The sequence below is a fragment of the Paenibacillus baimaensis genome (genome assembly GCF_025567575.1).
In genome coordinates this window covers 21,273-47,179 of record NZ_JAOQIO010000113.1, presented here as the reverse complement: position 1 = coordinate 47,179, position 25,907 = coordinate 21,273, and the positions used below count along the sequence as shown (strand labels likewise).

The following is a 25,907-nucleotide window of genomic DNA, read 5'->3' as shown; positions in this document are numbered from 1 at the left end:
TTCAGGCTGCTCTATGATAATTTAGTGTAACGCAGGTAAATGTCAGGAGGACTCACTATGAATGAGAAGATCAAGCAAGCACTAGCTGCCGTTATTAGAAACTGGAACTCGATGGCTGGGTCGGATAGTGAGGAAGCCGAGTCAACGGCAGATCAATTCCAAGCTTCTTTTTATGTATGGATCGAGACTGTCCGTGATTGGATTGACGAGCTGGAGCAGCGGCCCCAAACGCTTGAGGAAGCTATGGGATTACCTGTTGTGAAGGAAATCCTCGAAGTGCTGCCTGATCCGCTTCTGCTGAATTTCGAGACCGAACTAGAGTTCATCCTTGAAAACAGAAGCCGAATTGACGATGAGAAATACGACTAGCACGCAAAAGGGATCCGTCTCCTAGATATACATACCGCCATCAACTTTAATAATTTCACCGGTGACAAAATGAGAGTGCGCGATGACCGCATAAACCACGTCAGCCACGTCCTCAGGAGCGGCAACTCTACCCAGCGGTGTTCCTTCACCCAAGCGCTTCACATGCTCCTCCTGACCTTCGACCCATCTTGTCTGCACAATGCCAGGCGCTATGCTGTTCACACGCACTTCAGGTGCCATCACACGTGCCAATGATTTGGTCACACTGTTGGCCGCCGCTTTGGAAGCCGCATACGCAATGGAGCTGCCAAGCCCAGTAAGCCCTGCAACCGATGTGATATTGATGATACAGCCTCTGTTCTTCTTTAACTCAGCCGATGCAGCACGTGAGCAGAAAAACATCCCCTTCACATTAACATCCATCACTCGATCCCAATACTCTTCCTTGAGACCTTCCAGATCATCATGGCTGACAAAATCCGTCACTCCGGCATTATTCACCAATATGTCCAGTCTCCCGAAAGCATTGATCGTGGCCTGCACCATCTGCCTCACCAGCGAATCATCCGATACGGTACCCTTAAATAACAGACATTTGACGCCCAGCGCTTCAATTTCTTGCCGGGTTTCTTCGGCTTCCTTGTCCGATTTGGAATAATTGATCGTTATATGGACACCCTCTCTGGCAAGACGAAGTGCGACGGCTTTACCTATTCCGGTTGCAGAACCTGTAATTAATGCTACTTGATCCTTCACTAGGTTACCCCCTAATTATCTAAAATTTTATAATTATTGTATCGCTGCATCCATGACAAAATCAATGGTATGTTAATAAATAAACAAAAAGCCGAAGAATTTCTTCAGCTTCGTTCCCTTACATCTTCATCTCATCGTGGTACTGCACAGCAGCATGCATGATTATTTCAAGAATATAACGTCCTGATCCTTCAGTATTGAATGCAGTTTGGAAATATCTACATCGGCCAATTCACATTGATCATCAAGTGCTAGAGACGCGGCTACGCCTGCCGCTTGCCCCATTGCGTAGCAGGTCGCCTGCACACGCATCGAAGACATCGCCACATGCGTGGCCGAGATTGACCTTCCCGCTACCAACAGCCGAGAAACTCCCTGAGGAACCAGGCAACGGTATGGAATATCGTATCCGCTGACATGGCGTTCATCCGTGCCTTTCTTACCGTCCGGGCTGTGGATGTCGATTTCGTAGTTAGTCTGTGCTACGACATCATCGAACCGTCGACCGGAGGTGACGTCCTCCTCTGTCAAGGTATACAGCCCTTTGATTTGATTCGTCTCTCTGACACCTATCTGGCCTGGAACGTGAGTTAATGCGTAATTCTCAAATCCATTGCGCTGAAGGTAATTAGCTACCGAGAACACCTGGCGCAGCGCTTCTTTCTCTGCATAATTAATATCCTCTATCTTGGCTCCGTTACCTTTGACACGCGTCATATTCACCAGCAGAGTCCCTTCATCCCCCTGCTCCCAAAACAATCGACGCCCCTGCGGAAGCTCAGATATTTGCTCGTAAAAGTAACCATCCTCCGGTAAATAAAGCTTTACTGGCTTACCTGTGTTTCGCATCATGAACATCAGCGTCATTGGCTGCGTAAGTCCATCTTCATCACGTCCGGTTGTATAAGGCGCACCTGCATCGATCACCACTCTGGCGTCTCCCGTGCAGTCGATTACAATTCCTGCTTCAATCGCTATTAAGCCTTCCCGCGTATTCACTACAACGCCGCTGACTAATCCGTCCTTCTTGATTACCCCTACAAAGCTGGCATGATACAATACGTTCACGCCTTCCTTTGCCAGCTTCTGGTTTAAATAATGACGAATGATAAAAGGATCGAATTGCGGCTTGATGGATTCCGTATGGGTTTTGGGGAGCCGGTCCGGCATCGTTTCTGCAATGATCTCCCTGTAAATCCCAACCACATTGCCGACACCCATAAAAACACTCACATTGCCTAATGTCCCCATTCCGCCCAATTGTCCCGTATGTTCAAGCAGGATCGTTTTTTTGCCCAGGCGGGCAGCCGAAATCGCTGCAGCCACTCCAGCGGGTCCTCCACCCACCACCAAAATATCCGTACTGTCGTAAACACTTACATCCTTTTGAAATGTATAATTTGTCATGATTCCACACTCCATCTCTATTTTTTTGTAATCCTTTAGAAGCACGCCTCAAACCATATGAGCAAGCCTACTTATTTGATAAACTCCAGCTCTTTAGCACGTTTTTGCGCCTCATCCATCAGCAATTTGTATTTGAAGGTGTCCTCCATCGTTTTTAGAAAAGCCGGATATTCGCTTAACGGACGCTTATTATATATAAACTTCACAATTTCCTCCTTGCCGTAGCGATCTGCATCCGTGGCATTGTAGCCAGCTGGAGGGATAATGGAACTATCGATGTTGTTCAAACGCGGAAGCTTCAATGCGAACTTCATATAGGCTTCCTCCTTCGGAAACTTAACTTTCAAATATTCCTCATTAGGGCGACCTGTCATCTGATACAAATGGAAATAATTACCCTCTTTAGCCATCGCCTCAGTCAATTCTATTTTATCCCCGTTTACGGTATAATGCCTGCCTTCTATGCCATACATGACAAGCCGGTTGCCTTCTTTTCCTGATACGTAATTCAGTAATTCAAAAATCTTTTTCAATTTCTCCGGATTTTTATCGACCGATTTGGGAATGACAAGTAATCTGGAAGGCTTCTCCATATCGTAAGCGGAATCAAATTGTCCACTCGGACCTTTAGGCGATTCCATCTGTACCCAGTCTGCCTTCGGGTTGACTGTTTTATATTGATCAATGAACTCCTGCTTGCCTATCTCCGTCCAGCCCGCGAAAACAATGCCCGCTTTTCCTTGAATCGCTTGGTCACGTGCCATCGTGCCTTTATTGGTCATAAATTGCGGTTCGACCAAATTTTCTGTAACTAGCTTTTTCAAATATTCCAATGCGGCCGGCATGTTCGGGTCGTAGTAGGCATTAAAAAGCTTGTTGTCCTTCACGTAGGTGCTGCCGGGCAATCCCAACCCATAGCTTCCAAGAATCGGGGCAAATGTGTTGAATTCCACTCCCGTAAAGCCATAAGTATCCTTTTTGCCATTGCCATCGGGATCTTGTTCGGTAAAAGCTTTGCCGACCGCATATAGCTCCTCCAACGTCGTCGGTTTTTTCAAATTCAAGGCAGTAAGCCAGTCCTGACGAATCCAATAGGAAGAGAACGGTACATCGGCAATTCGAGTAATCGCATAATTTTTCCCGTTAACCATCCCCTTTTTCAGCAGGTTAACTCCCATAAAATCTTTGGCCTGCTTCAAATCTGTGTCCATATGGGGGGTCAAATCCAGCAGCAGACCCTTCTGGGCGAAGTCATTGAGAGTTGCCAGATCTACCATCATCAAATCCGGCATATTCCCCGCCGCCGAGCGTATTTTCATTTGATTCATATAGTCATTCATACCCTGAATCGTGGTTACGGAAATATCGGTGTTCAACCGTTTATCGAGTTCTTTTTTGATCCAGTCCTCCTGAGGCGACGGCAGACCGGCTCCTTCTAAGCTCATGCTGATTTTCACAGGCTCCTTACTCTTCGCATCCGCAGCACCTTCCTTAGCTGGCTGGCTTCCACCTGAGCAGCCCGCCAACAGGCAGGATCCCACCAGGAACATGCCTGTTGAAGCGTTCCAAAATTTCATTTTCATACTTACCCCTACTTTCGTCTATGAATGAGTTGATTGATATGAAAGGGATTAAGAATCCCGTGATACCCTACCCAGGGATCAACCTTTTATTGAGCCTAGCAGCATGCCTTTGGTGAGATGCTTTTGCAGGAACGGATACACGAGTATAATTGGCAGGCTGGCCACCACAACAGCGCTCATCTGCATTGTAACCGTCGGCACCATATTTTCCGAATTTTCCATCGCTTGCTGGGAAAGCATCAGCATTTCTCTGACCACCACCTGCAGCGGAAATAGCGTGCGGTCTGTCACATACATAATAGCTTGGAAAAATTGGTTCCATTGGCCAACTGCATAAAATAATCCTATGGTTATAATTGAAGGCATTGACAATGGAACAACAAGCTGCCAAAGAATCCGGAATTCACCTGCCCCATCAATCCTTGCTGATTCGAATAGTTCTTCCGGTAAATTCTCGAAGAAGCTTTTCATGATCAGCACATTAAAGCTCCAGATCGCATTCGGAAGAATCAGCGCCCATACGGTGTCCAGCAGCCCCGTATTTTTGACAATCAAATAGGTAGGTATGATACCGCCGCTAAATAATAGCGTTAATACAATCATAAATAGAAACCATTTGCGGTACGGTAGCCCTTTACGGCTGAGCGGATAGGCCAGCAGCATCGTGACAATCAAGCTAATAGCTGTACCGACAAGGGTAATGAACAACGTAACTCGGAATGAGCTCCAAATATCAGAGGCGCTCAGTATCTTCATATAGGCCTGGAAGGTGACTGCTTTAGGGATCAGCACGTAGCCTCCGTTTCGGAGTACTTCACCATACGGAGTAAGAGAAACGGAAACTACGTAGAGTAGAGGGACGACGGCCGCCAGACCCACAAGGCCCAAGATGATATAAATGAAAGTATTAAACAGTTTGTCTTCTGTGCCTCTTACCATATGCCTTGCCCCCATTTTTTGGCGAGCCAGTTCGAACCAAGCACAAGCACAAGTCCAATCGCCGATTTAAACAATCCCACCGCAGAAGCCAGGCTGAAATTGAGCTGTTCCAAGCCTGTCCGGAATACCCATGTATCCAGAATATCCGCTACCGGATAAACGTGAATATTGTAAAAAATATAGATCTGTTCAAACCCTGCATCCATGACATGGCCAAGTTTTAGTATCAACAGCATGATGATGACATGCCGAATACCTGGTAAAGTAATATGCCAAATCATTCGTATGCGGGAAGCTCCATCGACACGCGCCGCCTCATACAGCGTCGGATCTATGCCGGTCATTGCAGCCAAATAAATAATCGCCCCCCATCCTAGATTCTGCCAAATTTCCGATCCAACCAGAAGGCTTCGAAACCACTCTGTGGAGGTCATGAACGGAATCGCGCTACCTCCGTTGTTAACAATCCAATAATTAATGAGACCGGAGCTTTCCGAGAAGAGCACCAGCGAAATTCCGTAAATGATAATCCACGAAAGGAAATGCGGCATGTAACTTAAGGTTTGGATCAATGTTTTGAACCAGTATGTCCGGCACTCGTTCAGCAGCAGCGCGAGCAGAATTGGCGGAACGATGCCAAATACCAGCTTATAGATACTAATTAAAACAGTATTGCCTAGCAGTTCGGCAAAATAGGGCGATTCGTAAAATTGTTTAAAATGCTTGTACCAAGGGTCAGCCCATGGGCTACTCAGAATCCCTTCCAAAATGTCAAAATCTTTAAACGCGATGACGACACCGTACATCGGAATATACCGGTACACGATATAGTAAACGACGCCGGGCAGCATCATCAGATACAGCGCTTTAAATCTCATCAGCTGTTTAACATGGTGTAGAAGCCGTAGAGACAAGGCGGACATCGTTGGCGCAGATCTGATTGTAGTGGGTTTCATGATTCCCGACCTCCTTAAGATGGAATAACTACTTCATACATTACCAGTGCAATCGCTTTCCGATAATGAACAAACTCCTCTTAAAGAGTGAACAAAATCCACTTATTCCGTACAAGGGAAAAAAAGCCCAATATCCGTCACCGGAATATTGGGCTTCCTCCTATTCTTCAGTCTGGCCTTCGCCGCCATACAGGTTTCGGTAATCGTTCGGCGTCAGCCCAGACCTGCGTTTAAAAATTTTATAGAAATAATTGGCGTTCACGAAGCCGACCCGCTCGCCGATTTCGTTCACCGTCAACCCTGTTTTCGTCAGCAGCTGCTTCGCTTTATCCACCCGGACGCGCTGCAAATATTGTATCATCGGCTCTCCTACTTTTTTGGCAAACAATCCGCTTACATACTTCTCATCCATGTTAATCTCTTGAGCTACTATCTTCAGCGTCACGTTCTCTTCGTAATGCTCGTGAATATAACGGATAGCCTCATTAACCTCCGGATGGTCCGTAAGGCTAAGATTACGCTTAGCCTGATCCTTCAAATGCAATTGAATGGTGTCGGTCACAACCGTGAGCAGTTCCTCATGCCCGGCGTTATCAGCCATTTGCCGCAGGGCTTCCTTCGGCATGGAAGGGTATTGCCGTTGGAGCCAATTAGCCAAACGGCTAACGATTTCTTTGACCTTCACCCAATGCGGCTGCTTTTGCTCCATTTCGGTCCAAGCTTCACGAAGCAGCTTCAAGGCTGCTGTTATTTTCCCTTCTTCCAGATGATGATACAGCTCCATTTCCTGCTTCCAGTTGAATGGAGACGAATCAGGCTGCATCAAGGTTGCGGGGTTAAGCCAGTAAAGTCCTGGACGACCCTTGTACCAGTGCGAATTCAACTGACGAAGTACATCAAACCAAACTGCCGGGAATTGCTCAGCAGGGACAAATCCCGAACAAATCGCTGGTCCTTGCGGCAATATACCTTTAACCATCTGCAGCTTTAGCGGACTATCACTCCAACAGAAAACACTCGTTACCCCATAATAAGTAAACGAATGTACAGACGGGATCGAGTCCTTCGTCATCCCAAACCAATCCGTATACGGTGCTTGGTCAAGTGCCCGGCTGCCGTGAAGTATTGAGCAAATACATAAATAGCGGTACATGCGGTCTCTCCATACAGGTTCCCGCTTCCAATCAAAGCTCTGCAACTCGCCTCCATGTGCCGTAAAAGCATGCCAAGCCTCAGTATAGGCTTGGTTAAAGGTTACTTCTGATCGCTGCCGTTCTTTTCGCGATAATTCAGCTTTTACTTTGTCCAAGGTGAGACTTATCGACTCCTGGCTCATAGACAGCTTCAGCACATAGCCGCTTGCCCCATATTCCAACGCTTGCCGTGCATATTCAAATTCATTCATGCAGGTCAGCATGACAAATGCGCCTTCGAAGCCTTCAGCCTTCGCAAGACGCAGCAACTCGATGCCGTTAATCCCTGGCATCAGGATATCGGTGATGACTAAATCAGGTTGATGCGCCTTTATTTGCTCTAACGCCATCTCCCCATCATCCGCTTCCCCGACAATTTCAAAGCCCATGGCGCGCCAGTCCACCAATTGGACAATCGTCCTTCTAACGAATGGTTCGTCCTCAACGATTATGGTCTTCCACATGTGTTTGTCCTCCATGTTCATAGGGCGGCGAAATGAGAAGCGGGAGGCTCATACGTGCCAATGTTCCCCTGTCTAATTCGATCAATTCCAAATCAGCGGTGGTTCTGAACAAAAGCTGCAGTCTTTCTTTCAAATTTTTCAAACCTATCCGACTTCTCTTTCTTAGGGGGTCGGCAGAAGGCTTGTAAGACAAACCGGCGCCGTTGTCCTCGACCTCCAGAATTAAACGGTTATTTACATGCGTATAGATCCGTATCAGAATGCACCCTCCCGTTTTCATTTTTGCCAAGCCATGTTGTATCGCATTTTCTACCAGTGGTTGAAGCGATAGCTTAGGTACCAAAGCATAACGCAGGGAATCCTCATATTCGTAACGGACCTCGAACCTTTGGTCATAACGGAAATTTTGGATGGCGGCATAAGCCTCAATCAATTCCAATTCGTCATGCAAATGAATTAGATCCGCTTCCGAGTTTAAGCTTGTCTCCAGCAGCTTGCCCAGTGAGATACAAATATCCGCGCTAGCTTGATCTCCTTTGGACAAAACATTCCACTTGATCGTATTGAGGGTATTTAATAGAAAATGAGGATTCATCTGCTGCAACAGCATTTGAAACCGGATCGCTTCCTTTTGACGTTCCTCTACCTTCAATCTGTCCACGAGTTGGGTCAAATCCTTGGCCATATTGTTGAACGTTACAGCAATTTCCAGAATCTCTCCTTTATAATTGTCGGTTGGAATGGAGGTCAGGAAATTTTTCACAATGATTTCGGACATCTTCTTCTTCAACAGCATAAGCGGCCTGGTTATTGTGGATAGGATAAAAAAAGTAATGATGATAAATAGCAGTGTAAATAACCCGAAGGTTATGAAAAATTGCTGGTTCATAGAACGAATATCCCCGAAGAATACCTCGAGCGGAAACTGGGCGATCAAATACCAATTCATAGAGCCGATATAGCTGCTGTTAATTATCGACGAAGTGGCTTCATGCACCTCGTACTTCCGGCCGAGGCTATCCTGCTGCCGCTTCACGATAGCTCCGATATCCTCCGGAAGCATGCCGTCAGGTCTGCTCTCGTATACAACCCGGCCGGTTTCATTCAAAATGTAATAGTCCTGTTGGATCAGGAAGTTGCTCATATTCTTTTTCAGCCATCCCTGATAAGCAAAGCCAACACGCAGTAAGCCTACGGCATGATTGTCCTCATCCTTGAACACCATATATAGTGATATAAGCGGAGAGCTTTCATAAGCATTCGTTTGCATATCATTAGTTGCATCGGTAACCCAGGCATACGGCTCCTGACCCGCAAACAGATTCTTCACTGCAGGCTGTTCCATAAAGGTTCCATAGGTCGCATTCGATTTCGGTTCATAGGAAACATAGAGATGTCCGCGCAGGTCGGTGAGCGAATAGTGGAGATGCTCACCGACCGGGAGCATCCTGTTTTTGAATACCGTTAGAATCTCCACGATACCGTCCTCTTTACCCGACCCGGCAGGAGCTATAATTCCCGACTGAGAAGGGAGCATCGCTCCGGGATCCGTTTCTTTCTTCAGTGCAGCTTGGACTGTAGATTCCTTCTCCAACTGCAGGGCGGCTAACAGCATTTGGCTCTTGATCTGTTCGAAGGATTGCTTCATTTGATCGAGCTGATTTTGGCTTTGCTCACTGATCCGATATTCATACAAGCGTTCAACCTGTGTATGGTTCCTTACCTGCAAAGCGAAAAAAGGCAAAATGATGAGAAGCAGGAACGCAAAGAATAGGCGATACTTTAACGAGTTGGGCTGGATGGATCGAATCAACCGATTCAAGGAACTCACTCCCACCATGAAGTTATGTTTTCTCCTGTTTTCCCGTTAATTATTAGATTTTCCACTTTGACTCCTTGATTTTAGTCACTATACACTACATCAGCTTGTTTACAGAATCCGGTTTAGCCCTCGTCCTGCCGACACCATCAATCTTAACCCTTCTTTGCAGTGTCGCCAGCACCACTCCACCCACAATGAGCAGGGCACCGACGACCTGGACGATAGACACCGCAGTGCCAAGGAGCAGGAATCCCACAAGCATTGCGACAAACGGTTGTAAATTCAAAAACACCGATGCCTTGCCCGCCCCTACCCGCGTTAACTGGATATTCCAAATGACCGAGCAAACACCCTGCATCACAATGCCTGTTGCAAACAACAGCACCCAAGCCCACAGATGCGGGCTCACCTGATGAAGCGGTTCTTTGATCAGTGCTACCGGTATGACCAGGCTCGAGCCGATAACCGTCGAATACACAGTAGCGGTAAACGCCCCCATTCGCTCCGTCAGCTTACGCATAATAATGACGGACACGGAGAAGGTGAACATCGCTATAAAAACATACAGCATCCCTATGGAAATCTGAAGACCATCTGATCTGCCTACCACAAAGAAAATACCAGTAATCGCAATCACAGAGCCCACCAGCATTTGCTTGGTAATTAATTCTTTCAGAAAAATCCTTGCCAGCAAAGCAATCGTCAGCGGAGCCAACGATAAAATCAACGAAGCTGTCGTCGCATCAACAGTTTGAAGACCGGTAAAAAACGCCGTTTGGTTGAGCAGTGTTCCGAAAATAGCGAGCGGAACCAGCAGCTTCCAATCCCGAAGGGACAGCTTACCCAGCTTCCGTGTACCCCAAGCATAGCTGAGCAGGCAAATCGAAGTCGCCGTTAATCGAAAAGCCGACAACAATAGCGGCGGAAACTCATGAACCAGCATCGAGCCAAATACGAAGTTACTGCCCCAACAGATCACGCACAAAATCAGCAGTACATAGGACTGTATCATGCAAAAAGCGCCTCGTTCCTTCATCTTGAATGGATGTCATTCTCTTGGCTTCTTTACAGCTGTGTAAGCGCATTCCGAACAGCAAGAATATACTTGGACTGATCGAGCGGGTTAACCCCTCTTCGTTGACGTTCCACCTCTACCTCCGGTGGACAATCCTGATAACCTGCAAAAAACACGGATAACGTCCCTCGCCCCTTGGTCAGTGAGCCGAGCCGTGAAGGGAAATCAAGCGATGTCGCGACAGGAAGTATACCTTCTATGTCCATCCGTCCATTCCGCAGCACGGGAGTATCAAACTGACCACGCATCAGCACGAGCTCATTCATCAGCTTGCCGCCGTATTCCTCCGGTGAGGACAAGCGAAACCGTAGCATCGGCTCCAGCAGCTTCGTGCCGGTGTTGGCTAATCCGTCCATAATCCCCATCGGGGTCGCAATAACAAAATCCAGCGGATGCGTATGCCATACATGATGCTCGCCTTCGACCAGCGTGATGATTAAATCCGTGACCTCCCATCCCCTCAATCCTTGCTCCAGAGCAATCGGCACTCGCCGTGCCACTTCATTCTGATACCGTTCCAGCAGATGCTCATTTCTGACTATCGAGCTGTACCGCAGCCCGCTACCTCTGGCTCCAGGCTCGATCCGAAATCGCAAAATGGCCCAGCAGGGCTTAGGCATCGTATAAGCCATAAAACCTTCCCCCGCATGTACGGGTGTTTCTTTATAGATCACCGATGGTTCGCCCAGCGTGACAACGAGTCCGAACCGGCTGCTTAGCAGATGTGTAATGATCTCCATCTGAATGCGTCCCATAACCTTGAGATGCAGCTCCCGCTCATCCTGCAGCCACTGCAGATCCAGCAAAGGGTCTTCATCAGCCAACTCCTGCATGGCAGCTACGACTGCCGGATATTCGGCTTCATTGCGCCAATGCACTTGCACAGTGAGCAGTGGAACCGCCAACCGCTGCTCTCCCGGCACGCCCTTCGGAGAACCTATAATATCGCCAATTCTTGCCCGGCTCCAGCCGTATACAGAAGCGATATCGCCCGCCTGCAAAATCCCTGTATCTATCGTCTTCTGTCCCTCTACTTTACGAATCTGTGTAACCTTTTCCTCAATGCCAAGCGTATGATTAGGCACTGTATCGCGATTGCGGATCACCCCGTTATAGAGGCGCACGTGAGCGATACGTCCCATCGTCGCGTCCTTTTCCAGCTTGAAGACGATTCCGGAAAGCTCCGCCTCATTGACACCTGCAGGAGCTGGCAGCAGATGCACCATCATGTCCATCAGCTGTGCTACACCCATGCCCCGATTCGAAGCCCCAAAGCATATAGGCACACAGTGCGAACGTTGTACCGAATCAAGGAGGACAGGCAGCAGCCCTGCGGTACGCACATCCTCCGTATCCATATACTGCAGCATCAATGTATCATCCTGCTCAGCTGCATACTCGACAAGTAGCTTCCTGTAAGGGTCTGCCCATGCCTCACATTCGGTCCTGCTCACATCCAGCAGATCAACCGGACCGACAAAGGTATCCTCAACCCCATTTGGAGCTTGAATCGGTACTGCACCGGGAGTGAGCAGACATCGAATTTGCTCCATAACAGCGAGCGGATCTGCACCTACCCGATCCATTTTATTCATATATATAATCGTAGGCATTCGCATATCACGCAGAGCCTGCCAGATGACCTCCGTCTGCGACTGCACACCCTCCACGGCTGAAATAATCAAAACCGCACCATCCATCACACGCAGTGACCGTTCGACCTCGGATAGAAAATCGACATGCCCTGGCGTATCCACCAGATTGATCGAAACCCCCTGCCAGGATAAGCGTGTAACGGAAGCCCTTACAGAAATACCCCGCTCCCGCTCCACATCCAGCGAATCGGTCTGTGCCGTTCCTGTATCTACGCTGCCCAGCGTGCGAATGCGGCCGCTCTGATATAGCATCTGCTCCGTCGTCGTCGTTTTCCCTGCATCCACATGAGCAAATATCCCAATATTACGTCTCGCCTCTTGTTCCTTAAACATAGATATTTGGCTCCTTAACATCTTTGATTTCATTTTAGCGCAATTGGGCCAAAGTTGCATGACTTATTCGGAACGCCACCTGCTGCATCCACATACTCTTAATTCATAGAGGGCTGTGGCGTGGAGTCCAATAATTATCGGCTCACAAGCGCTTTCGCCCAAAACCAATAGCCGATGGAGTTGACCAAATGTCCAGTGCAACCCGGATTCAGCGGCGCAGCCGCACGAAGATCGATGTGCTCATCCCTGCCATTGATAAGGATTTAGCTACGTTACCTTACGTTATTGACAGTGTAAGAAAATATGTGATGCATCCCATCGGGAAAATTATGATTGTATCCCCGGACAGCGAACGGATCAAAAGCCTCTGCGCACGGAAGAATTGTATCTTTGTTCATGAAAATACCGTCCTGCCGATAACCAAAAAAAATATCCATTACAGCTCCCGTAAATGGGACCGATCCGGCTGGCTGTTCCAGCAGCTGTTAAAATTTGGAGGCAGCTCGAAGGTTTCCCAAAAATTTTATCTCGTTATCGACGCAGACACCGTGCTTATACGACCACATTTGTTCAGATCAGGCGGCAAACAAATATTTTATTGCCGTAACTGGAGTCAGCCTGAATACTTTAATACCTATCGAAAGCTGCTGGGGAAGCGTGCACCCAGACCGTCCTCCTTCGTCACCCACTATATGTTGTTTGAAAAAGCGAAGCTGTCCCGACTCAAAAAGAAGATCGCCGCCCGACACAACACCAGCTGGCATTCCGCGATCATCCGCAGTATTAATAAATCAAAGCAGTTTGGTTTTTCCGAATTCGAGACGTACGGGAATTTTCTGTATGCCAGCTCCCCCAAACGTGTCATTCTGAAAAAAGCACTGAACAAGAGCCTAAGCATGAATCCGGCTGGAATTCCCCAAAAAAGGATCAAGAAGCTGGCCAGGACCTACAGATCCATCTCCTTTCACAAGCGGAAGTGTTATACGAAAAAATCGAAGCGATAACATCAAGCTGGCTAGCCTGTAATCATGAACACATGGCCCGGAGCATCGTCTCTTCATGAATGTAACCTTGCAGTTTGGCTATCTACAGAGTCTGATACACGCAGGAAGGCACTCAGGCTACCCATAGAGGGTAATCCAAGTGCCTTCCTTCGTCATCCACCTTGTCAATCTGTTCAGTCCAATCTCAATATACTCTCAGGAGCTGAGTTTCCAGTCGCACTTTCACCTCTGGCCATTCCTCATCAAGGATACTGTATTGCTGAGTATCTCGAATAAAACCGCTATAAAGAACACGATCCTTTCTTAGGGTACCTTCATGCTTGGCGCCAATTCTGAGAATCGCTGTATTGGACCTTACGTTTCGCACATCTGCTCGGAATTGTATACGGATCAGTCCAAGCTCCTCAAAGCCATATCGCAGCAGTAAATACTTACACTCGGTGTTCACATGGGTTCGCCATACTTTCGGTGAATACCAGGTCCAGCCTATTTCCAGGTTCTTGTTGGGCAGCGAGATGTTCAAAAATCGTGTCGATCCCATGATATCGTTGGTCTGCACATCCATAATCGTAAAAGGCACCTGCAGTCCATTTTCCTGCGCCTCCAGAGCTTCCAGCACGAGCTCATTCATATGCTCGAGTGTATTCATTTTGTTCGGAAGGTATGTCCAGATTTGCGGATCATTTCCGGCGTCAAACAAACCCTGCACGTGCCCTTGCTCAAGCGGAACCAGCTTGACCCGTTTCCCCGTTAAAGTCACCTTTTCCAACAAGTGATCACGCTCCTGAATCATTTTCTTCAATCATATCAAGAGATTGGTCTTATCTATAGATCCAATTTATCAACTTTCCATTGTACCATTTATAATTTCTGAGACAGCCTCGTAAAAAAAGAGACCATCTCCCTTCAACAACAGGGCATGATCTCCTTGAATCAAGGTATGTCTATTTGAGTGGCAATGTTAAATTTCTGCAAAGGAGCCGCGTGTAGAATCGACTCAGCGTTACATAGTTCCTGCGGCTTTGGATGATTCACTACGGTTCATTGTAGATCACTCTCGATGCAAGTACACCATGCGATAACACTAAGGGTTCCATTTAAACCAGCCTCCTGTTGATTAACTATTTATTGAAAATAATTGTAAGGACAACATAAATGGCGAAAACTACAGAACCACGGTAGAGCATACAGATACTAACAGTAAAAATGAACGGGTTTTGTCTTTGCTTAATTTGTTGAAATCGAGAAATGGTTTCTTATTCATTGCACAGCCCACCTCATTATTCGGCGAGTGGCTTTTCTATGTCACTCGCTTTTTTTCGTTCGTCTTGTAAACGACCAGAATCGCACTTCTTTGGTGCTCTACACCAGAAAGTGTTGACTTGATGACCGAACCGTAACATACGTTAATCAATTGATCATCTTTTAAACCGGCCAAAAACTCGTTAGCTTTGTTCTCGGCATAAGAGTTATCCGTATCGAGAAATTCTTTAACTTGGATCATTGCAGCAGCTCCTTTTCAAATGGTTTTACAGCCATGCAGCACAAGAAGTGACTCCATGACGCGCACCCCTGTATTCGGTTACATTTAATGTAAGAGGGGTGTGAAAATACAATGAGGCATTCCGCAATACTTGCGGAATGCCTTCACTTTAAGCTATCTTAGCACCCTACGGGTCGGCTGTCAAACTAAGTTATTGAATGTCGAATTAAATAATTGTCCTTTTGCAAAAAGGAATCGATTGGATTTACATATAATACTTGGTATACTGTTCTCAAGGTCTCCGTAAGGGAGACCTCTATTTATATGGGAGGGATTTGTGTGAAAATGGATTGTAACCATCCAAGAGAGTTCGTGAGTCGTGAAGGAGGCGAGATCTACTATGAACCGTAGTCCGCTGCTCGTTGGTTCACGATTGCAGCTGATCAATCAGCTTGTTTATTTTGATGAAGAAAAGACCAATTTCTTGAATCATTATTTTCCGGAAAACAATCACAAGCGCAGTGCGTTTGAGCGGATATTATCAGATTATACTTCAACTCTCGAAAAAATCGTCGCTGATCTTAACGAAGACCGTCTAAACTCCGTTGCTTTGATCGGAAGCCGATTGGAGCTGCGGTATGTAAACGATGATTGGATCGAATCCTTCACCATTGTTTTCCCCCAACATGCCGACCCTAACCACAACCTGATCTCGTTTTTGTCTCCCATGGGGATTCAATTACTTATGTCTCAAATCAATGAGACGTATCAGCTAGCCGTACCCTCCGGGGTCATTTCGGTAAAAGTCGAAGACATCAAATATGTGAACAGTGGTGACATCAATTAAATAAAAGACAACCAATCAGGCAGCCTTGCTATTCCAGAAGGCTGCTTTACCATTTACTCAGGCCTGTGCCAATAGAGGAAATCGCAGGGGATTTGGCAATGACATGCCAGCACAATTGGAACGTATGAAAAGTGTAGTATCCGGCTCAACAAGGGAAGGCGTAGCTGCAACCTCGATATCGTTAAACTTCGGCGTAAAATGAAAGTGAACGCTGCTGATCGCGCTGCTAATGACAGTAGCCAGCAAGGCTGTCAGTTCAACCGGCTCTTTACTGATCACATCGAATAGATGCAGCTCCTTGTCCTCATATTGAGCAATAACAAGGGTTTGTGTGTCCTCAATCAGATAAATATCTTCACCAAAAACATTCAGACAATACCACAAAAAGATTCCTGTCGCCCCTATCACTCCGCACTGCTGCGAGATCGGTTGGCGCTCTGCCGCAAGGGTCTGAATCAGCTCCCAATCCGCGGCAACATTGACATCCAGCTTTCGCAGACTTGAGCGCTTAGGCTCCTGATTAGAAGCAGGAACTGTAAAACTGGCTTCATGTACGGGACTGAAACCAAATTTCGGATAAAAATCAAGCACACTTTTGTTCGCAAACAAATACATCAAATCGCACTTTGCTTCATATTCGGACAGCACGAACTCCAATAGCTTTCTGGAGAGGCCTCTGCTGCGATAATCCGGATGCGTCATGACAGTGCCGATTTGAATCGCCTTGTAGTGTTGACTATTCAAAACAAGCTCCAGCCTGCTCACAGATAAATTGGCAACAACGGTATTTCCGTCTATATAAGAATAACACGTATAGGTATCATCCCAGCAGCCCCGCTGGTACCATTGTTCAAAATCTATATGAAAGACCTGAGCAGCCAGCTCGTTAAAGCTTAGCCGGTATTCGGACAGCTGCTTGTAATCTTGTATTAGCTTTAAATCGTTCATAGGCTCCTCCGCGCAAATGCCTCAGTTCGGGCATTCACCTTTCATCATCATTCCAACATCAGTTCCATAGCTTCTTTACAAAGCTGATAACTATCTTACTCTAAATTACTGGAGGTAGCGCTCCGTACTCGGCCCACTGCTCTTTTGTCGGGCCGTAAAGATCCGGCACACGAAGGCCTGCCTGACGCATCAGGACTGTCATCTGACCACGATGATGAATCTCATGCTTTACGAGAATATCCAGCATTAAGCCGTTTGACCATTGATCACCATACATATCGCTCATGATAAGCAGATTCTCATCTTTCCAACTGGACTGTATAGCATCAAGGAGCGCTTGTGAGGTCCTCTTATAGACTGACGCGATGTCTGCTGCCGAAGCTGGTACCGGCATATCTTCGCCCGGTCCTTCGAAAGACAGTCCCGTCCGAGATGGCATTTCGTGCAATGTCTGTACAAGGTGCCATGCAACACGTCCAAGCGTTCTATGATCGCTTGTTACCTGTTGGCCAAGAGACTCGTCGGTCAGCATCTCCAGTGTCCGCATTGTTGCTTCCGTTTCATTCTGCCAAGTTGCGGCAAAATCTTTAATGTGTTTATACATATCCAACATCTCCTTTTTGTAATGGAATCAAGTTTATTATACCGAACGCTAGTTCGCAAGTAAATATTTACATTTACTTAAACTACCCCCGTTAACCAAACGAAGCTCCGAAAATCATTCCGCTAATCCCGAAATGTAATTATCTACGTATGGTTAATACTTTTGATCATTTTGTTTACGCTAGCCTGCCCGTTAGCTTAACGGCACACGTGGACTAATCCAATAAAACATAGGCTTATTAGTTTATAGCGGCTGATAACATGGTTAAATTGCTCAGACCTATACACCTATTTCTTGGCCCTTCAGAAACAAGATGAGCTCTCACTACTTGATCCCTTGTTATGATTAGAAACATAATCGTCGGCAATCGGACATTGTCCGATAACTAAAAGAGCCCGCGGTTTACGCAGACTTCTAAGACACGCCTTATATATGGCAGTAGTATGCGGGATACGTGATGCTCGTAAAAAGAAAACGACAGAAGAAATTATCCCACGAAATAAAAGATTAAGAGAATTTTACGATAAGAAACGAAATGAAGGTAAACCCTTCAGGGTAGCCATCATCGCTTGTGTTAATAAGCTTTTACATTGGATTTATGCATTACTAAAAAGCAAATCAGATTTCCAAGATACAGACCAAAAATTAGCTGGTTTAATTTAGCCCCCGCGCTTGAACCCCCCACTAGAAACTCATGTACACATACAACGGCGCTACCGGACGCGGTCGGCTTACCTGTTTCGTACACGGAAACTTGTTGGCAAATGTTACCGGGGGACTTGAAATATTAGTTCATAGACTCTGTCGAAATCGTCTCGCATCCGTTGAATAATGCAAAATTTTGAAAGCAATTGTTCAAGGCTGTTCGCAATTGCTTTGTTGGCTTTATGTCGTTCTCGTACCAGATGTTTTTAACAACGAGCGTCCCGGCTTTTCGCTCCGCGATTACCTCGGCTCGTCCGATGAGGCTTTCTCCGTATATTAGAGGCAACACATAATAGCCGAATTTCCGTTTGATTGCAGGCGTGTAAATCTCCCAGGTGTAATCGAATCCAAACAATACGTTGATCAGTTTTCTGTCCCATATGAAATTATCTAGTGGGGCGATCAGCTCGCAGCGCCATTTCGGCGCCGGATTTTGCAGAACGGCTTCAATAAGCGGAAAGTCCTCCGCGCGGCAGTACAGTATATCCTTCAATTGTTCCACGGCAACAGCAACAATGCGAGCTTCGTACAACAGTTGGCGGAAAACCTCGTTGCGCTGCTCCGCTTTCAATCCCCATATGTTCAGCCAGGCATCGGATGCGCGATTCCATAAAAGGCCAACAGCGCCGATTCGACGCAGTACCCGCCACTTGTGATGCTCATGCTCGCCCTCCAGCGGCTCCGGTGCATTCAGCAGATTTGGCTGTATGTACTTCCCGGCGATATCGTAATATTTACGCGTTCCTTTTTTGTGATGTATAATCAACTCGCCTGTCGAGTACATCTGCTCCAGCACCGACCGGGATGAATTGTTTCCGCTGCTCCAGTGGATGGCCGATTGCCAAGTGAAATTTCCATCCAATTTTAGATCATCCGAACTTAGCGAACCGTGATTTTGGATGTGAGCCCGTACTTGCTCTATCAACGCTTCCATTTCGGGATAGCGCTTGGCATGTTGTCGGGCGGCCTGCCTGTACCGCTCAAAATACGGCCAGTCCTCGACAGGAATAATGGCCAAATTCTTGTCGGGATAATCGACAAGGCTTCTATCTTGATACAGCAACTCGGCGAGCATGTTCTTGGTAAAACCTTTGATTCGTGACTGCAACACCAGTTCGGCGTTTTTTCCGCAAACATCGATGGGATCGTATTGAATACAGCCAACCTGCCGCACAAAATCCAATACTCCCTGCTTTCCGGTAAATTGATATTCGCCCAACAGTCCGTGCTTCAATAGCAGAAATTGTCGTGCCTGGCGGTTCGTCAATTGGATCATGTACACATCGGCTCCTTAACGAAACAAACGGGAGTAGCTTGCACATGATGATGGATGGCGAGGTTGCTTATCTCAATAAAGTTACTATTTGCTTCTTTCCATAATGATGGTATCCATTGGGGAGCTTCATTAGCAAACCCCTTTCCTAAATTTCCAATAACCGAAAATTGCTCTTTTTCAATGATTTCAACCACGCCTATTCCCCCTATCCGTTGGAAAATACAAAAAAACAAACACATGTTCCTGTTAAATGTTACCATTGTCTCGAGCATAAAAACAAGAGCTATTGAAAAATAACTGCCAGTTAGCTCAACGCCCAGCTGGACATATGTACAAAAATCTTTATTTTGTTCAGATGTCCAGCCCTCTTTTTCAGTGACTTGGGTAGATATTCGAAGCAATCCCGAGAAAAACAAAAAACAGCTCTTCTGCAAATGATGCGAACAGAGCTGTTTTTTTGCCATTGTTCCACAGAAGTAAAATCGCTGATTGAGCCGGTATTTGGACGAATTTGAATAGGGTCAATTGGGCAGTTTCCGAATCTGTTATATTACGAATTCACGATATTTTCTTGTGAGACAAAAATAAAATTACGTCTTACGGTTTGTCTTACAGGTTTTATGACGTTGATTTCTCAAAAATGAGATTCCATAAGTTTTCTCGCTATGGAATGAACAAACACCTTTTTTTTCTTCTTCCAGCCCTGCTTCTAATAAATCTACATAAACACCATTGATCACCAAGATCACGCTGATCTGCCCCTAATTGAATAAAAAAAGCCGTTAGGGAATACAACTATCAGATCATCTCGGCAATTGCTAAAGTCTTCAAACTATACGCTTACACTTTACTCATTGAAATCGAGATTTAATTGACGAACCTCGTATTTATTTCCGTTAATCGGTAATAACCAGCCGTTCAAATCAGCGAGGACTATCCAATTGTTGGCGAATCGATATTCACTCTGACCACATTTCGGACATGAGCCATACTTATATCCTTTCACTTTCCATAGTTCAGCATCATGAGCATAGCTGCAATTTGCACACCATAGCAATTGTATAGCGAACGCCTCCTCCGAGTGAACTTATACCCTTCTATGATATCACAAATTCAGGAACGTATGTTTGTTTTTGTTATTTTCAAATCAGGTGTCACAGCAGCCATAACAATACCAAGGGTGCAGTACCGAGCGTAAAGAAAGCTGTCACAATCATCGCTACACTAGAGATGGAGCCTGAGACCACACTGAATTCGAACGCTTTGGAGGTACCTGCCGTGTGTGCGCTTGTCCCGAAAAGCACACCACGAGCTATCTCATGCTCAATCCGACATAGCCGGATGATTAGCGGCCCCACGATCATGCCAAACAAGCCTGTCATCAAGACGAATATAGCCGTGATTGCCGGTGTACCACCCAGCATCTCCGTCATAGCCATTGCTATAGGTGTCGTCGTGGAGCGCAGAGCCAGACTGTCGATAATTTGATTCTGAAGATGCAGCTCCTTGGCCAGCCACACCGAGGATACAATAGCCAGGCTCGAACCAAAGCAGACACTTACCATAATCGTTAGCGCATGTTTTTTAAGTATCGCTAAATGCTTGTACAGCGGTACTGCCATGGCTACTGTCGCCGGTCCGATCATCTCACTCAGCCATTCAGTTCCGATATGATACGTTTCGTAAGGAACCCCTGTGAGCAGCAGCACAATCATAACAACAGTCGGAGTGAGCAGGATCGGTGACAAATACACTTTGGGAACAGCGCGATACAGCCGTTTGGACAACCCGTATACAGCTATCGTTATGATCAGACATCCTAGCGCCAGTATAAGCATCATGGGTTTCTCCTCTTGTCTTTGACCATCCATTGTGCCAGGAAGCCTGCCCCTGCCATAACGGCTATGGAGCTAACCAGCATAACGAGCAGAATCCGCAATCCGCTGGACATGATCAGATCTTCATATTGAATCAGGCTGACGGCAGGTGGAATGAAAAAAAGCAGCATCTCTGCCAACAGCCAGCTCGCGCCTGCATCAATCCACTCCAGCTTGATCAGCTTCGTTTGCAAACCTATAAAAACGACCACAATCCCCAAAATACTGCCGGGAATCGGCCAATGCATCAGCACTACCAGTTGATTCATAGCTATCGAAACCAGCATAAAAAAACCAATCTGAAGCACACTTTTCAGGAGCTTGTTCATTGTGAATCCATCCTTCCATCAAAAGGTGCTGTGAATATGTCACGATTCACTGCACTTTTAAAGTGTACTTCAACATCTGTCATTGGTAAAATGAATGTATTGAATGCCTATCATTCCATTTATCTATAGTCAGGAGGTACACCGATGGATATCAGGCAGCTGCAGTATGTGCTGGAACTGGCTCGGTACAACAGCTTCACCAAAGCCGCCCAGGCACTGCATATTACACAACCCACATTGAGCAAGATGATCAAAAGCCTGGAGGAAGAGCTCGGCCTGACCCTCTTTTCCCGAGTCGGCAAGAGCGTCGAATTAACAGATGCGGGGCAAGCGATACTCTCCCAGGCGCAGCATATCGTAAGCTCGTTCAAAAACCTGACATCAGAGCTGAGTGACCTGACGAATTTACATAAAGGTCATATTCGTATCGGACTGCCGCCTATGGTCGGGTCGAGCTTTTTCCCTCAAGTGATGAGCCGTTTTCGCGAGCTTTACCCGGGCGTGACGATAGAAATGGTCGAAGAGGGCTCCAAGAAGCTGCAGATTGAAATTGCTAACGGCCATCTCGATATGGGTGTCGTGCTGCTGCCGACGAACGAGGAGCTGTTCGATTCCCACTTGATTATTCAGGAAAATTTGAAGCTGATCGTCCATCCTTCCCATCGGCTCGCACAGCGTAATGAGGTTGCTCTCTCGGAACTGTCCAAGGAAACATTCATCCTTTTCCATAAGGATTTTGCCCTGCATGATCAGATCATCGCTGAATGTGTCCGCAGTGGCTTCCACCCTCATGTGCTGTATGAAAGCTCGCAGTGGGATTTTATTCATGAGATGACCGCGGCCAATCTCGGTATTGCCTTGTTACCAGAAACCATCTGCAAAAGGCTTGATCCTGCCCACGTCAAAGCGATCCCCTTGATTGAGCCCTCCATTCCTTGGCATTTGGTGATGATTTGGCGCAAAAACAGCTACCTCTCTTTAGCCGCACGGGAATGGATTCGATTCACCCAAAGTCTTTTTTAAGCACCATTCATAGAAGAAGTTCGATTCCTTGGCTGTATCGTGTTTATCTGAACAACCGGATGGGTAATCTCTTAAAAGATCGATTTCGCGATATGTACGTAGCTTAGGGAGGAAACCTGGATGGAACGCAATCACACAATGATGCAATTTTTTGAGTGGCACTTGGCATCCGACGGAAACCATTGGAACAACCTGGCCAAGCTGGCCCCGGAATTGAAGGAAAGAGGGATCGATTCCGTATGGATTCCACCCGTCACCAAAGGCCAATCGGTCGAGGATACGGGATACAGTGTGTACGATTTATACGATCTGGGGGAATTTGACCAAAAGGGTACGGTCCGTACCAAATACGGGTCAAAAGCAGAGCTTGAAGCAGCGATCAAAGCCTGTCAGGAGCACGGTGTTGCCGTATACGTCGATCTTGTGATGAACCATAAAGCCGGTGCTGACGAAAAGGAAGTTTTTAAAGTGATACAGGTTGACGGTGATAATCGGACTGAGGAAATTTCCCAGCCCTTTGATATCGAAGGCTGGACCAAATTTACTTTTCCTGGCCGCGGCGATCAATATTCGGATTTCAAATGGACCTTTGAGCATTTTAACGGAACCGACTTTGACGCCAAGCAAAATAAAAGTGGAATTTTCCGGATTCTCGGTGAAAATAAAAAGTGGAACGAGCACGTGGACGATGCCTACGGAAATTATGATTATTTAATGTTCGCGAATATCGACTACAACCATGCGAAGGTCAAGGAAGAAATGATCAAGTGGGGCCAATGGCTGGCTAATACGCTGCAATGCAACGGATTCCGGCTCGATGCGATTAAACATATTAGCCGCGAGTTTATTAAGGATTTTGTGACCCAAATCATGAAGGCACGCGGTGACGACTTTTACATAGTAGGTGAATTCTGGAATTCGGATCCGGGTGCATGTCAGGAATTTATGGACACAGTAGATTGCAGGATATCGTTATTCGATGTATGTCTCCATTATAATTTTAATGAAGCTGCACAAGCAGGCAAGGCTTTTAATCTGACGACGATTTTTAAAAACTCCTTAGTGGCCACACATCCACAAAATTCAGTTACTTTCGTCGATAACCATGACTCACAGCCAGGTCAGGCGCTGGAATCGTGGGTGGGTGACTGGTTTAAGCAAAGCGCTTACGCGATCATCCTGCTTCGTAAAGACGGTTATCCGTGTGTATTTTACGGTGATTATTATGGCATTGGCGGTGAACCATCGATTGCAAGCAAAAAAGCTGCCATCGATCCCCTGCTGTATGCACGCTACCATAAAGCGTATGGCGACCAGGAGGACTACTTCGATCATCCGAATACTATTGGCTGGGTACGCCGGGGCGTGCCGGATATTGAGCGCTCAGGCTGTGCTGTGGTCATCTCCAACGGGGACAACGGCGAGAAACGAATGTGTGTCGGACCGGAGCGTGCGGGTCAAGTATGGATTGACTTCACCAACACGCGGAGTGATAAAATTACGATCGGAGCGGATGGGTTTGCCAGCTTCCCGGTGAATGGAGGCAGTGTCTCGGTATGGGCGCTTGCTGACGAGGGTTAATTCATCGGATGCAGCCAATATGAAAAAGGCACCCGATGGGTGCCTTTTTCATATCTATAATCGTTATAAGAGCAATAATGGCAGTATGATTACATTTCCTCTGCTACTTTTCGACTGATAGCCAGATGTTTAATGTCCTTGAAGGTGATAAACTTTTTATCCCGCTCATCCCAGATTCGGAAGCGAAGCAACTGCAGGCTTGTGCGCAGTGTAATCGTCTCGACATCCCGCAATACCGGATTCACATTATGAACCTTTTCCAGATAGTAGTTTGGCACACGCGGACTCAAATGATGAATATGATGGAAGCCGATATTTCCGGTGATCCAATGCAGCACTTTGGGTAGATTATAGAAAGAGCTTCCTTGCATAGCCGCTTTTACGTAATCCCATTTGTCGTTATTCTCAAAGTAGGTTTCCTCGAACTGATGCTGAACGTAGAACATCCAGATACCGGCTGTACCAGAAACCAGAAAGATCGGAACCTGTATGAGCAGGAATGCTTCCCAGCCCAGTGTCCAGCACAATAGAGCGGCTGAACCGAATATACCGATGTTGGTTATATAAGTGTTGATTCGTTCCTTCATGTTAATATTTCTACGGTTAAAGCGATAATCTATCAGAAAGATATAAGTTGGACCGATACCAAGAATCACGAACGGATTGCGGTATATACGATAAATGATCCGCTTCAATAACGAGGCAGCCAAATACTCATCCACGGTCATCGTCCAAATATCTCCCGTGCCCCGCTTATCCAGATTACCACTGGTCGCATGATGTACGGAGTGGGTGTGTCTCCATTGGCGAAAAGGAACACTGGTCAAGATCCCTGTTATCGTTCCGACTATCTCATTAGCAAGTTTATTTTTGAAGAAAGATTTATGGCAGCAGTCATGAAAAATAATGAAAATCCGTACGAGAAAACCGCCTGCAACGATCGTTATCGGTAAGGTAAGAAAATAAGAAACCGATAAACTTAAATAGGCAAGATACCAAAGAATGAAAAAAGGAATAACGGTATTCAGGAGTTGCCACACACTGTGCTTGAGATGCGATCTTTCGTAGGGTGCGATGTCTTTGCGCCAGCTGCCTTGTTCCTTATGAAGCATTGTAATAAATCTTCCTCTCTTCGAATCCATGGTAGATATATGTGTACCTGTTGTCGTATACGTAGAAGCTCAGTTTTAGTTTCAACTTCTTATTTATAGGATCGAACAGCCGTACATTGCTGAAGCGCAATTCAATTGATAATGATTATCATTTTCAACTTGATTATACGCATAATGATTGGGGATTGCAAGCTTCAATCGTTGACTTTCCCATTCTGTTGCTTACGATTTCAAGTTCTGTTGCTTTTCATTCCAATACCATGTGGGTAGTTAAAAGAGTTTCATCTTAGAGTGGCATATCGCCATCATAGAGGGGGACCTTCGGAGTTGGCATCTCATTAGTAAGCATCTTTAATTATAACCTAACTGCATATAAGCGCAATATACATTCCTCCAAAATTATTAGTCAGAACCTACTCCCCCAACCTCAAGAGTTCAATATTTGTCACATTTTGCAGAAGCTTGTCTCCGGTCTGTAATTATGGAAATCATCTGCCCGTATGCTTTAATTCTGCAGTTCTTTTGCATTTTTCAAATAATCAGAGTGCCAAAATCAGTTGGTTTGT

General features: G+C 46.3%; 24 protein-coding genes and 1 pseudogene. 6 read left to right on the top strand and 19 right to left on the bottom strand.

Translation table 11 applies throughout. From position 1 onward, the window contains the following. The first annotated feature begins 57 nt into the window (after window positions 1–57). Window positions 58–369, top strand: a complete 312-nt coding sequence (locus OB236_RS33415; protein WP_076235840.1) for a hypothetical protein — start codon at window positions 58–60, stop codon at window positions 367–369. A 21-nt stretch (window positions 370–390) separates the two neighbouring features. Here OB236_RS33415 and OB236_RS33410 read toward each other — a convergent pair whose 3' ends face one another. From OB236_RS33410 to OB236_RS33370, 9 genes are all read right to left on the bottom strand, one after another. Continuing rightward, complete coding sequence (locus OB236_RS33410) at window positions 391–1,125, bottom strand: SDR family NAD(P)-dependent oxidoreductase (protein ID WP_262687909.1); 735 nt, start codon at window positions 1,123–1,125, stop codon at window positions 391–393. Between the two features lie 162 nt (window positions 1,126–1,287). After that, window positions 1,288–2,532 (bottom strand): FAD-dependent oxidoreductase, encoded by a 1,245-nt coding sequence (locus OB236_RS33405; RefSeq protein ID WP_262687908.1) that lies wholly within the window; start codon window positions 2,530–2,532, stop codon window positions 1,288–1,290. Between the two features lie 71 nt (window positions 2,533–2,603). Then, the gene (locus tag OB236_RS33400) at window positions 2,604–4,109 is read right to left on the bottom strand and encodes an extracellular solute-binding protein (RefSeq protein ID WP_262687907.1); all 1,506 of its coding nucleotides are present in this window, start codon (window positions 4,107–4,109) and stop codon (window positions 2,604–2,606) included. Window positions 4,110–4,193: 84 nt separating this feature from the next. Continuing rightward, window positions 4,194–5,054, bottom strand: coding sequence for a carbohydrate ABC transporter permease (locus OB236_RS33395; RefSeq protein WP_262687905.1), 861 nt, complete (start codon window positions 5,052–5,054; stop codon window positions 4,194–4,196). Next, the gene (locus OB236_RS33390; protein ID WP_262688026.1) at window positions 5,048–5,977 is read right to left on the bottom strand and encodes an ABC transporter permease; all 930 of its coding nucleotides are present in this window, start codon (window positions 5,975–5,977) and stop codon (window positions 5,048–5,050) included. The genes OB236_RS33395 and OB236_RS33390 overlap by 7 nt, the downstream gene beginning before the upstream one ends. A gap of 193 nt (window positions 5,978–6,170) precedes the next feature. Next, a complete protein-coding gene (locus OB236_RS33385) occupies window positions 6,171–7,667 on the bottom strand; it encodes a response regulator (RefSeq protein ID WP_262687904.1) in 1,497 nt (498 codons plus the stop codon). After that, window positions 7,645–9,507 carry a cache domain-containing sensor histidine kinase gene (locus OB236_RS33380; protein WP_262687903.1) on the bottom strand — a complete coding sequence of 621 codons (1,863 nt, stop codon included), beginning with the start codon at window positions 9,505–9,507 and terminating at the stop codon, window positions 7,645–7,647. Before OB236_RS33380 ends, OB236_RS33385 begins: the two co-directional genes overlap by 23 nt. A 76-nt stretch (window positions 9,508–9,583) precedes the next feature. Further along, window positions 9,584–10,501: a DMT family transporter gene (locus OB236_RS33375; RefSeq protein ID WP_262687902.1), complete on the bottom strand. Its 918-nt coding sequence runs from the start codon at window positions 10,499–10,501 to the stop codon at window positions 9,584–9,586. 53 nt (window positions 10,502–10,554) lie between these two features. Further along, the gene (locus OB236_RS33370) at window positions 10,555–12,552 is read right to left on the bottom strand and encodes an elongation factor G (RefSeq protein WP_262687901.1); all 1,998 of its coding nucleotides are present in this window, start codon (window positions 12,550–12,552) and stop codon (window positions 10,555–10,557) included. Window positions 12,553–12,740: 188 nt separating this feature from the next. Between OB236_RS33370 and OB236_RS33365 the strand changes: the two genes are divergently transcribed. Beyond that, window positions 12,741–13,556: a DUF6492 family protein gene (locus OB236_RS33365; protein WP_262687900.1), complete on the top strand. Its 816-nt coding sequence runs from the start codon at window positions 12,741–12,743 to the stop codon at window positions 13,554–13,556. A gap of 184 nt (window positions 13,557–13,740) precedes the next feature. Here the strand turns inward: OB236_RS33365 and OB236_RS33360 are convergent, their stop codons facing one another. Both OB236_RS33360 and OB236_RS33355 read right to left on the bottom strand, forming a co-directional pair. After that, complete coding sequence (locus tag OB236_RS33360; protein ID WP_262687899.1) at window positions 13,741–14,328, bottom strand: GNAT family N-acetyltransferase; 588 nt, start codon at window positions 14,326–14,328, stop codon at window positions 13,741–13,743. A gap of 528 nt (window positions 14,329–14,856) precedes the next feature. Continuing rightward, window positions 14,857–15,060 (bottom strand): sporulation protein Cse60, encoded by a 204-nt coding sequence (locus tag OB236_RS33355; protein WP_076235850.1) that lies wholly within the window; start codon window positions 15,058–15,060, stop codon window positions 14,857–14,859. A gap of 379 nt (window positions 15,061–15,439) precedes the next feature. Between OB236_RS33355 and OB236_RS33350 the strand changes: the two genes are divergently transcribed. Continuing rightward, on the top strand, window positions 15,440–15,886 hold the full coding sequence (locus tag OB236_RS33350) for a GreA/GreB family elongation factor (protein ID WP_262687898.1): 447 nt from the start codon (window positions 15,440–15,442) through the stop codon (window positions 15,884–15,886). Window positions 15,887–15,943: 57 nt separating this feature from the next. Here OB236_RS33350 and OB236_RS33345 read toward each other — a convergent pair whose 3' ends face one another. Both OB236_RS33345 and OB236_RS33340 read right to left on the bottom strand, forming a co-directional pair. Continuing rightward, the gene (locus OB236_RS33345; protein WP_262687897.1) at window positions 15,944–16,834 is read right to left on the bottom strand and encodes a GNAT family N-acetyltransferase; all 891 of its coding nucleotides are present in this window, start codon (window positions 16,832–16,834) and stop codon (window positions 15,944–15,946) included. Window positions 16,835–16,934: 100 nt separating this feature from the next. Then, window positions 16,935–17,438 carry a DinB family protein gene (locus OB236_RS33340; protein WP_262687896.1) on the bottom strand — a complete coding sequence of 168 codons (504 nt, stop codon included), beginning with the start codon at window positions 17,436–17,438 and terminating at the stop codon, window positions 16,935–16,937. 381 nt (window positions 17,439–17,819) lie between these two features. On the opposite strand from OB236_RS33340, the pseudogene OB236_RS33335 reads away from it, so the two are divergent. Further along, window positions 17,820–18,101, top strand: a pseudogene (locus tag OB236_RS33335) (hypothetical protein); the annotation flags it as partial. 124 nt (window positions 18,102–18,225) lie between these two features. Here the strand turns inward: OB236_RS33335 and OB236_RS33330 are convergent. The 5 genes from OB236_RS33330 to OB236_RS33310 all read right to left on the bottom strand — a co-directional run bounded on the left by OB236_RS33330 (window position 18,226) and on the right by OB236_RS33310 (window position 21,625). Beyond that, window positions 18,226–19,419 carry a winged helix-turn-helix domain-containing protein gene (locus OB236_RS33330; RefSeq protein ID WP_262687895.1) on the bottom strand — a complete coding sequence of 398 codons (1,194 nt, stop codon included), beginning with the start codon at window positions 19,417–19,419 and terminating at the stop codon, window positions 18,226–18,228. Beyond that, complete coding sequence (locus tag OB236_RS33325) at window positions 19,416–19,613, bottom strand: hypothetical protein (protein ID WP_144026538.1); 198 nt, start codon at window positions 19,611–19,613, stop codon at window positions 19,416–19,418. Before OB236_RS33325 ends, OB236_RS33330 begins: the two co-directional genes overlap by 4 nt. 396 nt (window positions 19,614–20,009) lie before the next feature. Next, window positions 20,010–20,168, bottom strand: a complete 159-nt coding sequence (locus OB236_RS33320) for a hypothetical protein (RefSeq protein ID WP_262687894.1) — start codon at window positions 20,166–20,168, stop codon at window positions 20,010–20,012. A gap of 405 nt (window positions 20,169–20,573) precedes the next feature. Continuing rightward, the gene (locus tag OB236_RS33315) at window positions 20,574–21,251 is read right to left on the bottom strand and encodes an LrgB family protein (RefSeq protein ID WP_179097579.1); all 678 of its coding nucleotides are present in this window, start codon (window positions 21,249–21,251) and stop codon (window positions 20,574–20,576) included. A gap of 5 nt (window positions 21,252–21,256) precedes the next feature. Beyond that, the gene (locus tag OB236_RS33310; protein ID WP_262687893.1) at window positions 21,257–21,625 is read right to left on the bottom strand and encodes a CidA/LrgA family protein; all 369 of its coding nucleotides are present in this window, start codon (window positions 21,623–21,625) and stop codon (window positions 21,257–21,259) included. A gap of 144 nt (window positions 21,626–21,769) precedes the next feature. Here OB236_RS33310 and cidR point away from each other — a divergent pair, with 144 nt between their 5' ends. After that, a complete protein-coding gene (gene cidR / locus OB236_RS33305) occupies window positions 21,770–22,648 on the top strand; it encodes a cidABC operon transcriptional activator CidR (protein WP_262687892.1) in 879 nt (292 codons plus the stop codon). Between the two features lie 120 nt (window positions 22,649–22,768). Next, window positions 22,769–24,229 carry an alpha-amylase gene (locus OB236_RS33300; protein ID WP_262687891.1) on the top strand — a complete coding sequence of 487 codons (1,461 nt, stop codon included), beginning with the start codon at window positions 22,769–22,771 and terminating at the stop codon, window positions 24,227–24,229. An 89-nt stretch (window positions 24,230–24,318) separates the two neighbouring features. Here OB236_RS33300 and OB236_RS33295 read toward each other — a convergent pair whose 3' ends face one another. Continuing rightward, window positions 24,319–25,341 carry a fatty acid desaturase gene (locus OB236_RS33295; protein WP_262687890.1) on the bottom strand — a complete coding sequence of 341 codons (1,023 nt, stop codon included), beginning with the start codon at window positions 25,339–25,341 and terminating at the stop codon, window positions 24,319–24,321. Window positions 25,342–25,907: the final 566 nt, after the last annotated feature.

Excerpts from the sequence above, each read along its gene's own strand:
- OB236_RS33405 (WP_262687908.1), bottom strand. The coding sequence starts at position 2,532 with ATGACAAATTATACATTTCAAAAGGATGTAAGTGTTTACGACAGTACG.
- OB236_RS33295 (WP_262687890.1), bottom strand. The coding sequence starts at position 25,341 with ATGCTTCATAAGGAACAAGGCAGCTGGCGCAAAGACATCGCACCCTAC.
- OB236_RS33375 (WP_262687902.1), bottom strand. The coding sequence starts at position 10,501 with ATGATACAGTCCTATGTACTGCTGATTTTGTGCGTGATCTGTTGGGGC.
- cidR (WP_262687892.1), top strand. The coding sequence starts at position 21,770 with ATGGATATCAGGCAGCTGCAGTATGTGCTGGAACTGGCTCGGTACAAC.
- OB236_RS33355 (WP_076235850.1), bottom strand. The coding sequence starts at position 15,060 with ATGATCCAAGTTAAAGAATTTCTCGATACGGATAACTCTTATGCCGAG.
- OB236_RS33350 (WP_262687898.1), top strand. The coding sequence starts at position 15,440 with ATGAACCGTAGTCCGCTGCTCGTTGGTTCACGATTGCAGCTGATCAAT.
- OB236_RS33310 (WP_262687893.1), bottom strand. The coding sequence starts at position 21,625 with ATGAACAAGCTCCTGAAAAGTGTGCTTCAGATTGGTTTTTTTATGCTG.
- OB236_RS33385 (WP_262687904.1), bottom strand. The coding sequence starts at position 7,667 with ATGTGGAAGACCATAATCGTTGAGGACGAACCATTCGTTAGAAGGACG.
- OB236_RS33345 (WP_262687897.1), bottom strand. The coding sequence starts at position 16,834 with ATGAACGATTTAAAGCTAATACAAGATTACAAGCAGCTGTCCGAATAC.
- OB236_RS33370 (WP_262687901.1), bottom strand. The coding sequence starts at position 12,552 with ATGTTTAAGGAACAAGAGGCGAGACGTAATATTGGGATATTTGCTCAT.
- OB236_RS33415 (WP_076235840.1), top strand. The coding sequence starts at position 58 with ATGAATGAGAAGATCAAGCAAGCACTAGCTGCCGTTATTAGAAACTGG.
- OB236_RS33365 (WP_262687900.1), top strand. The coding sequence starts at position 12,741 with ATGTCCAGTGCAACCCGGATTCAGCGGCGCAGCCGCACGAAGATCGAT.
- OB236_RS33400 (WP_262687907.1), bottom strand. The coding sequence starts at position 4,109 with ATGAAATTTTGGAACGCTTCAACAGGCATGTTCCTGGTGGGATCCTGC.
- OB236_RS33330 (WP_262687895.1), bottom strand. The coding sequence starts at position 19,419 with ATGATCCAATTGACGAACCGCCAGGCACGACAATTTCTGCTATTGAAG.
- OB236_RS33390 (WP_262688026.1), bottom strand. The coding sequence starts at position 5,977 with ATGTCCGCCTTGTCTCTACGGCTTCTACACCATGTTAAACAGCTGATG.
- OB236_RS33395 (WP_262687905.1), bottom strand. The coding sequence starts at position 5,054 with ATGGTAAGAGGCACAGAAGACAAACTGTTTAATACTTTCATTTATATC.
- OB236_RS33380 (WP_262687903.1), bottom strand. The coding sequence starts at position 9,507 with ATGGTGGGAGTGAGTTCCTTGAATCGGTTGATTCGATCCATCCAGCCC.
- OB236_RS33300 (WP_262687891.1), top strand. The coding sequence starts at position 22,769 with ATGGAACGCAATCACACAATGATGCAATTTTTTGAGTGGCACTTGGCA.
- OB236_RS33340 (WP_262687896.1), bottom strand. The coding sequence starts at position 17,438 with ATGTATAAACACATTAAAGATTTTGCCGCAACTTGGCAGAATGAAACG.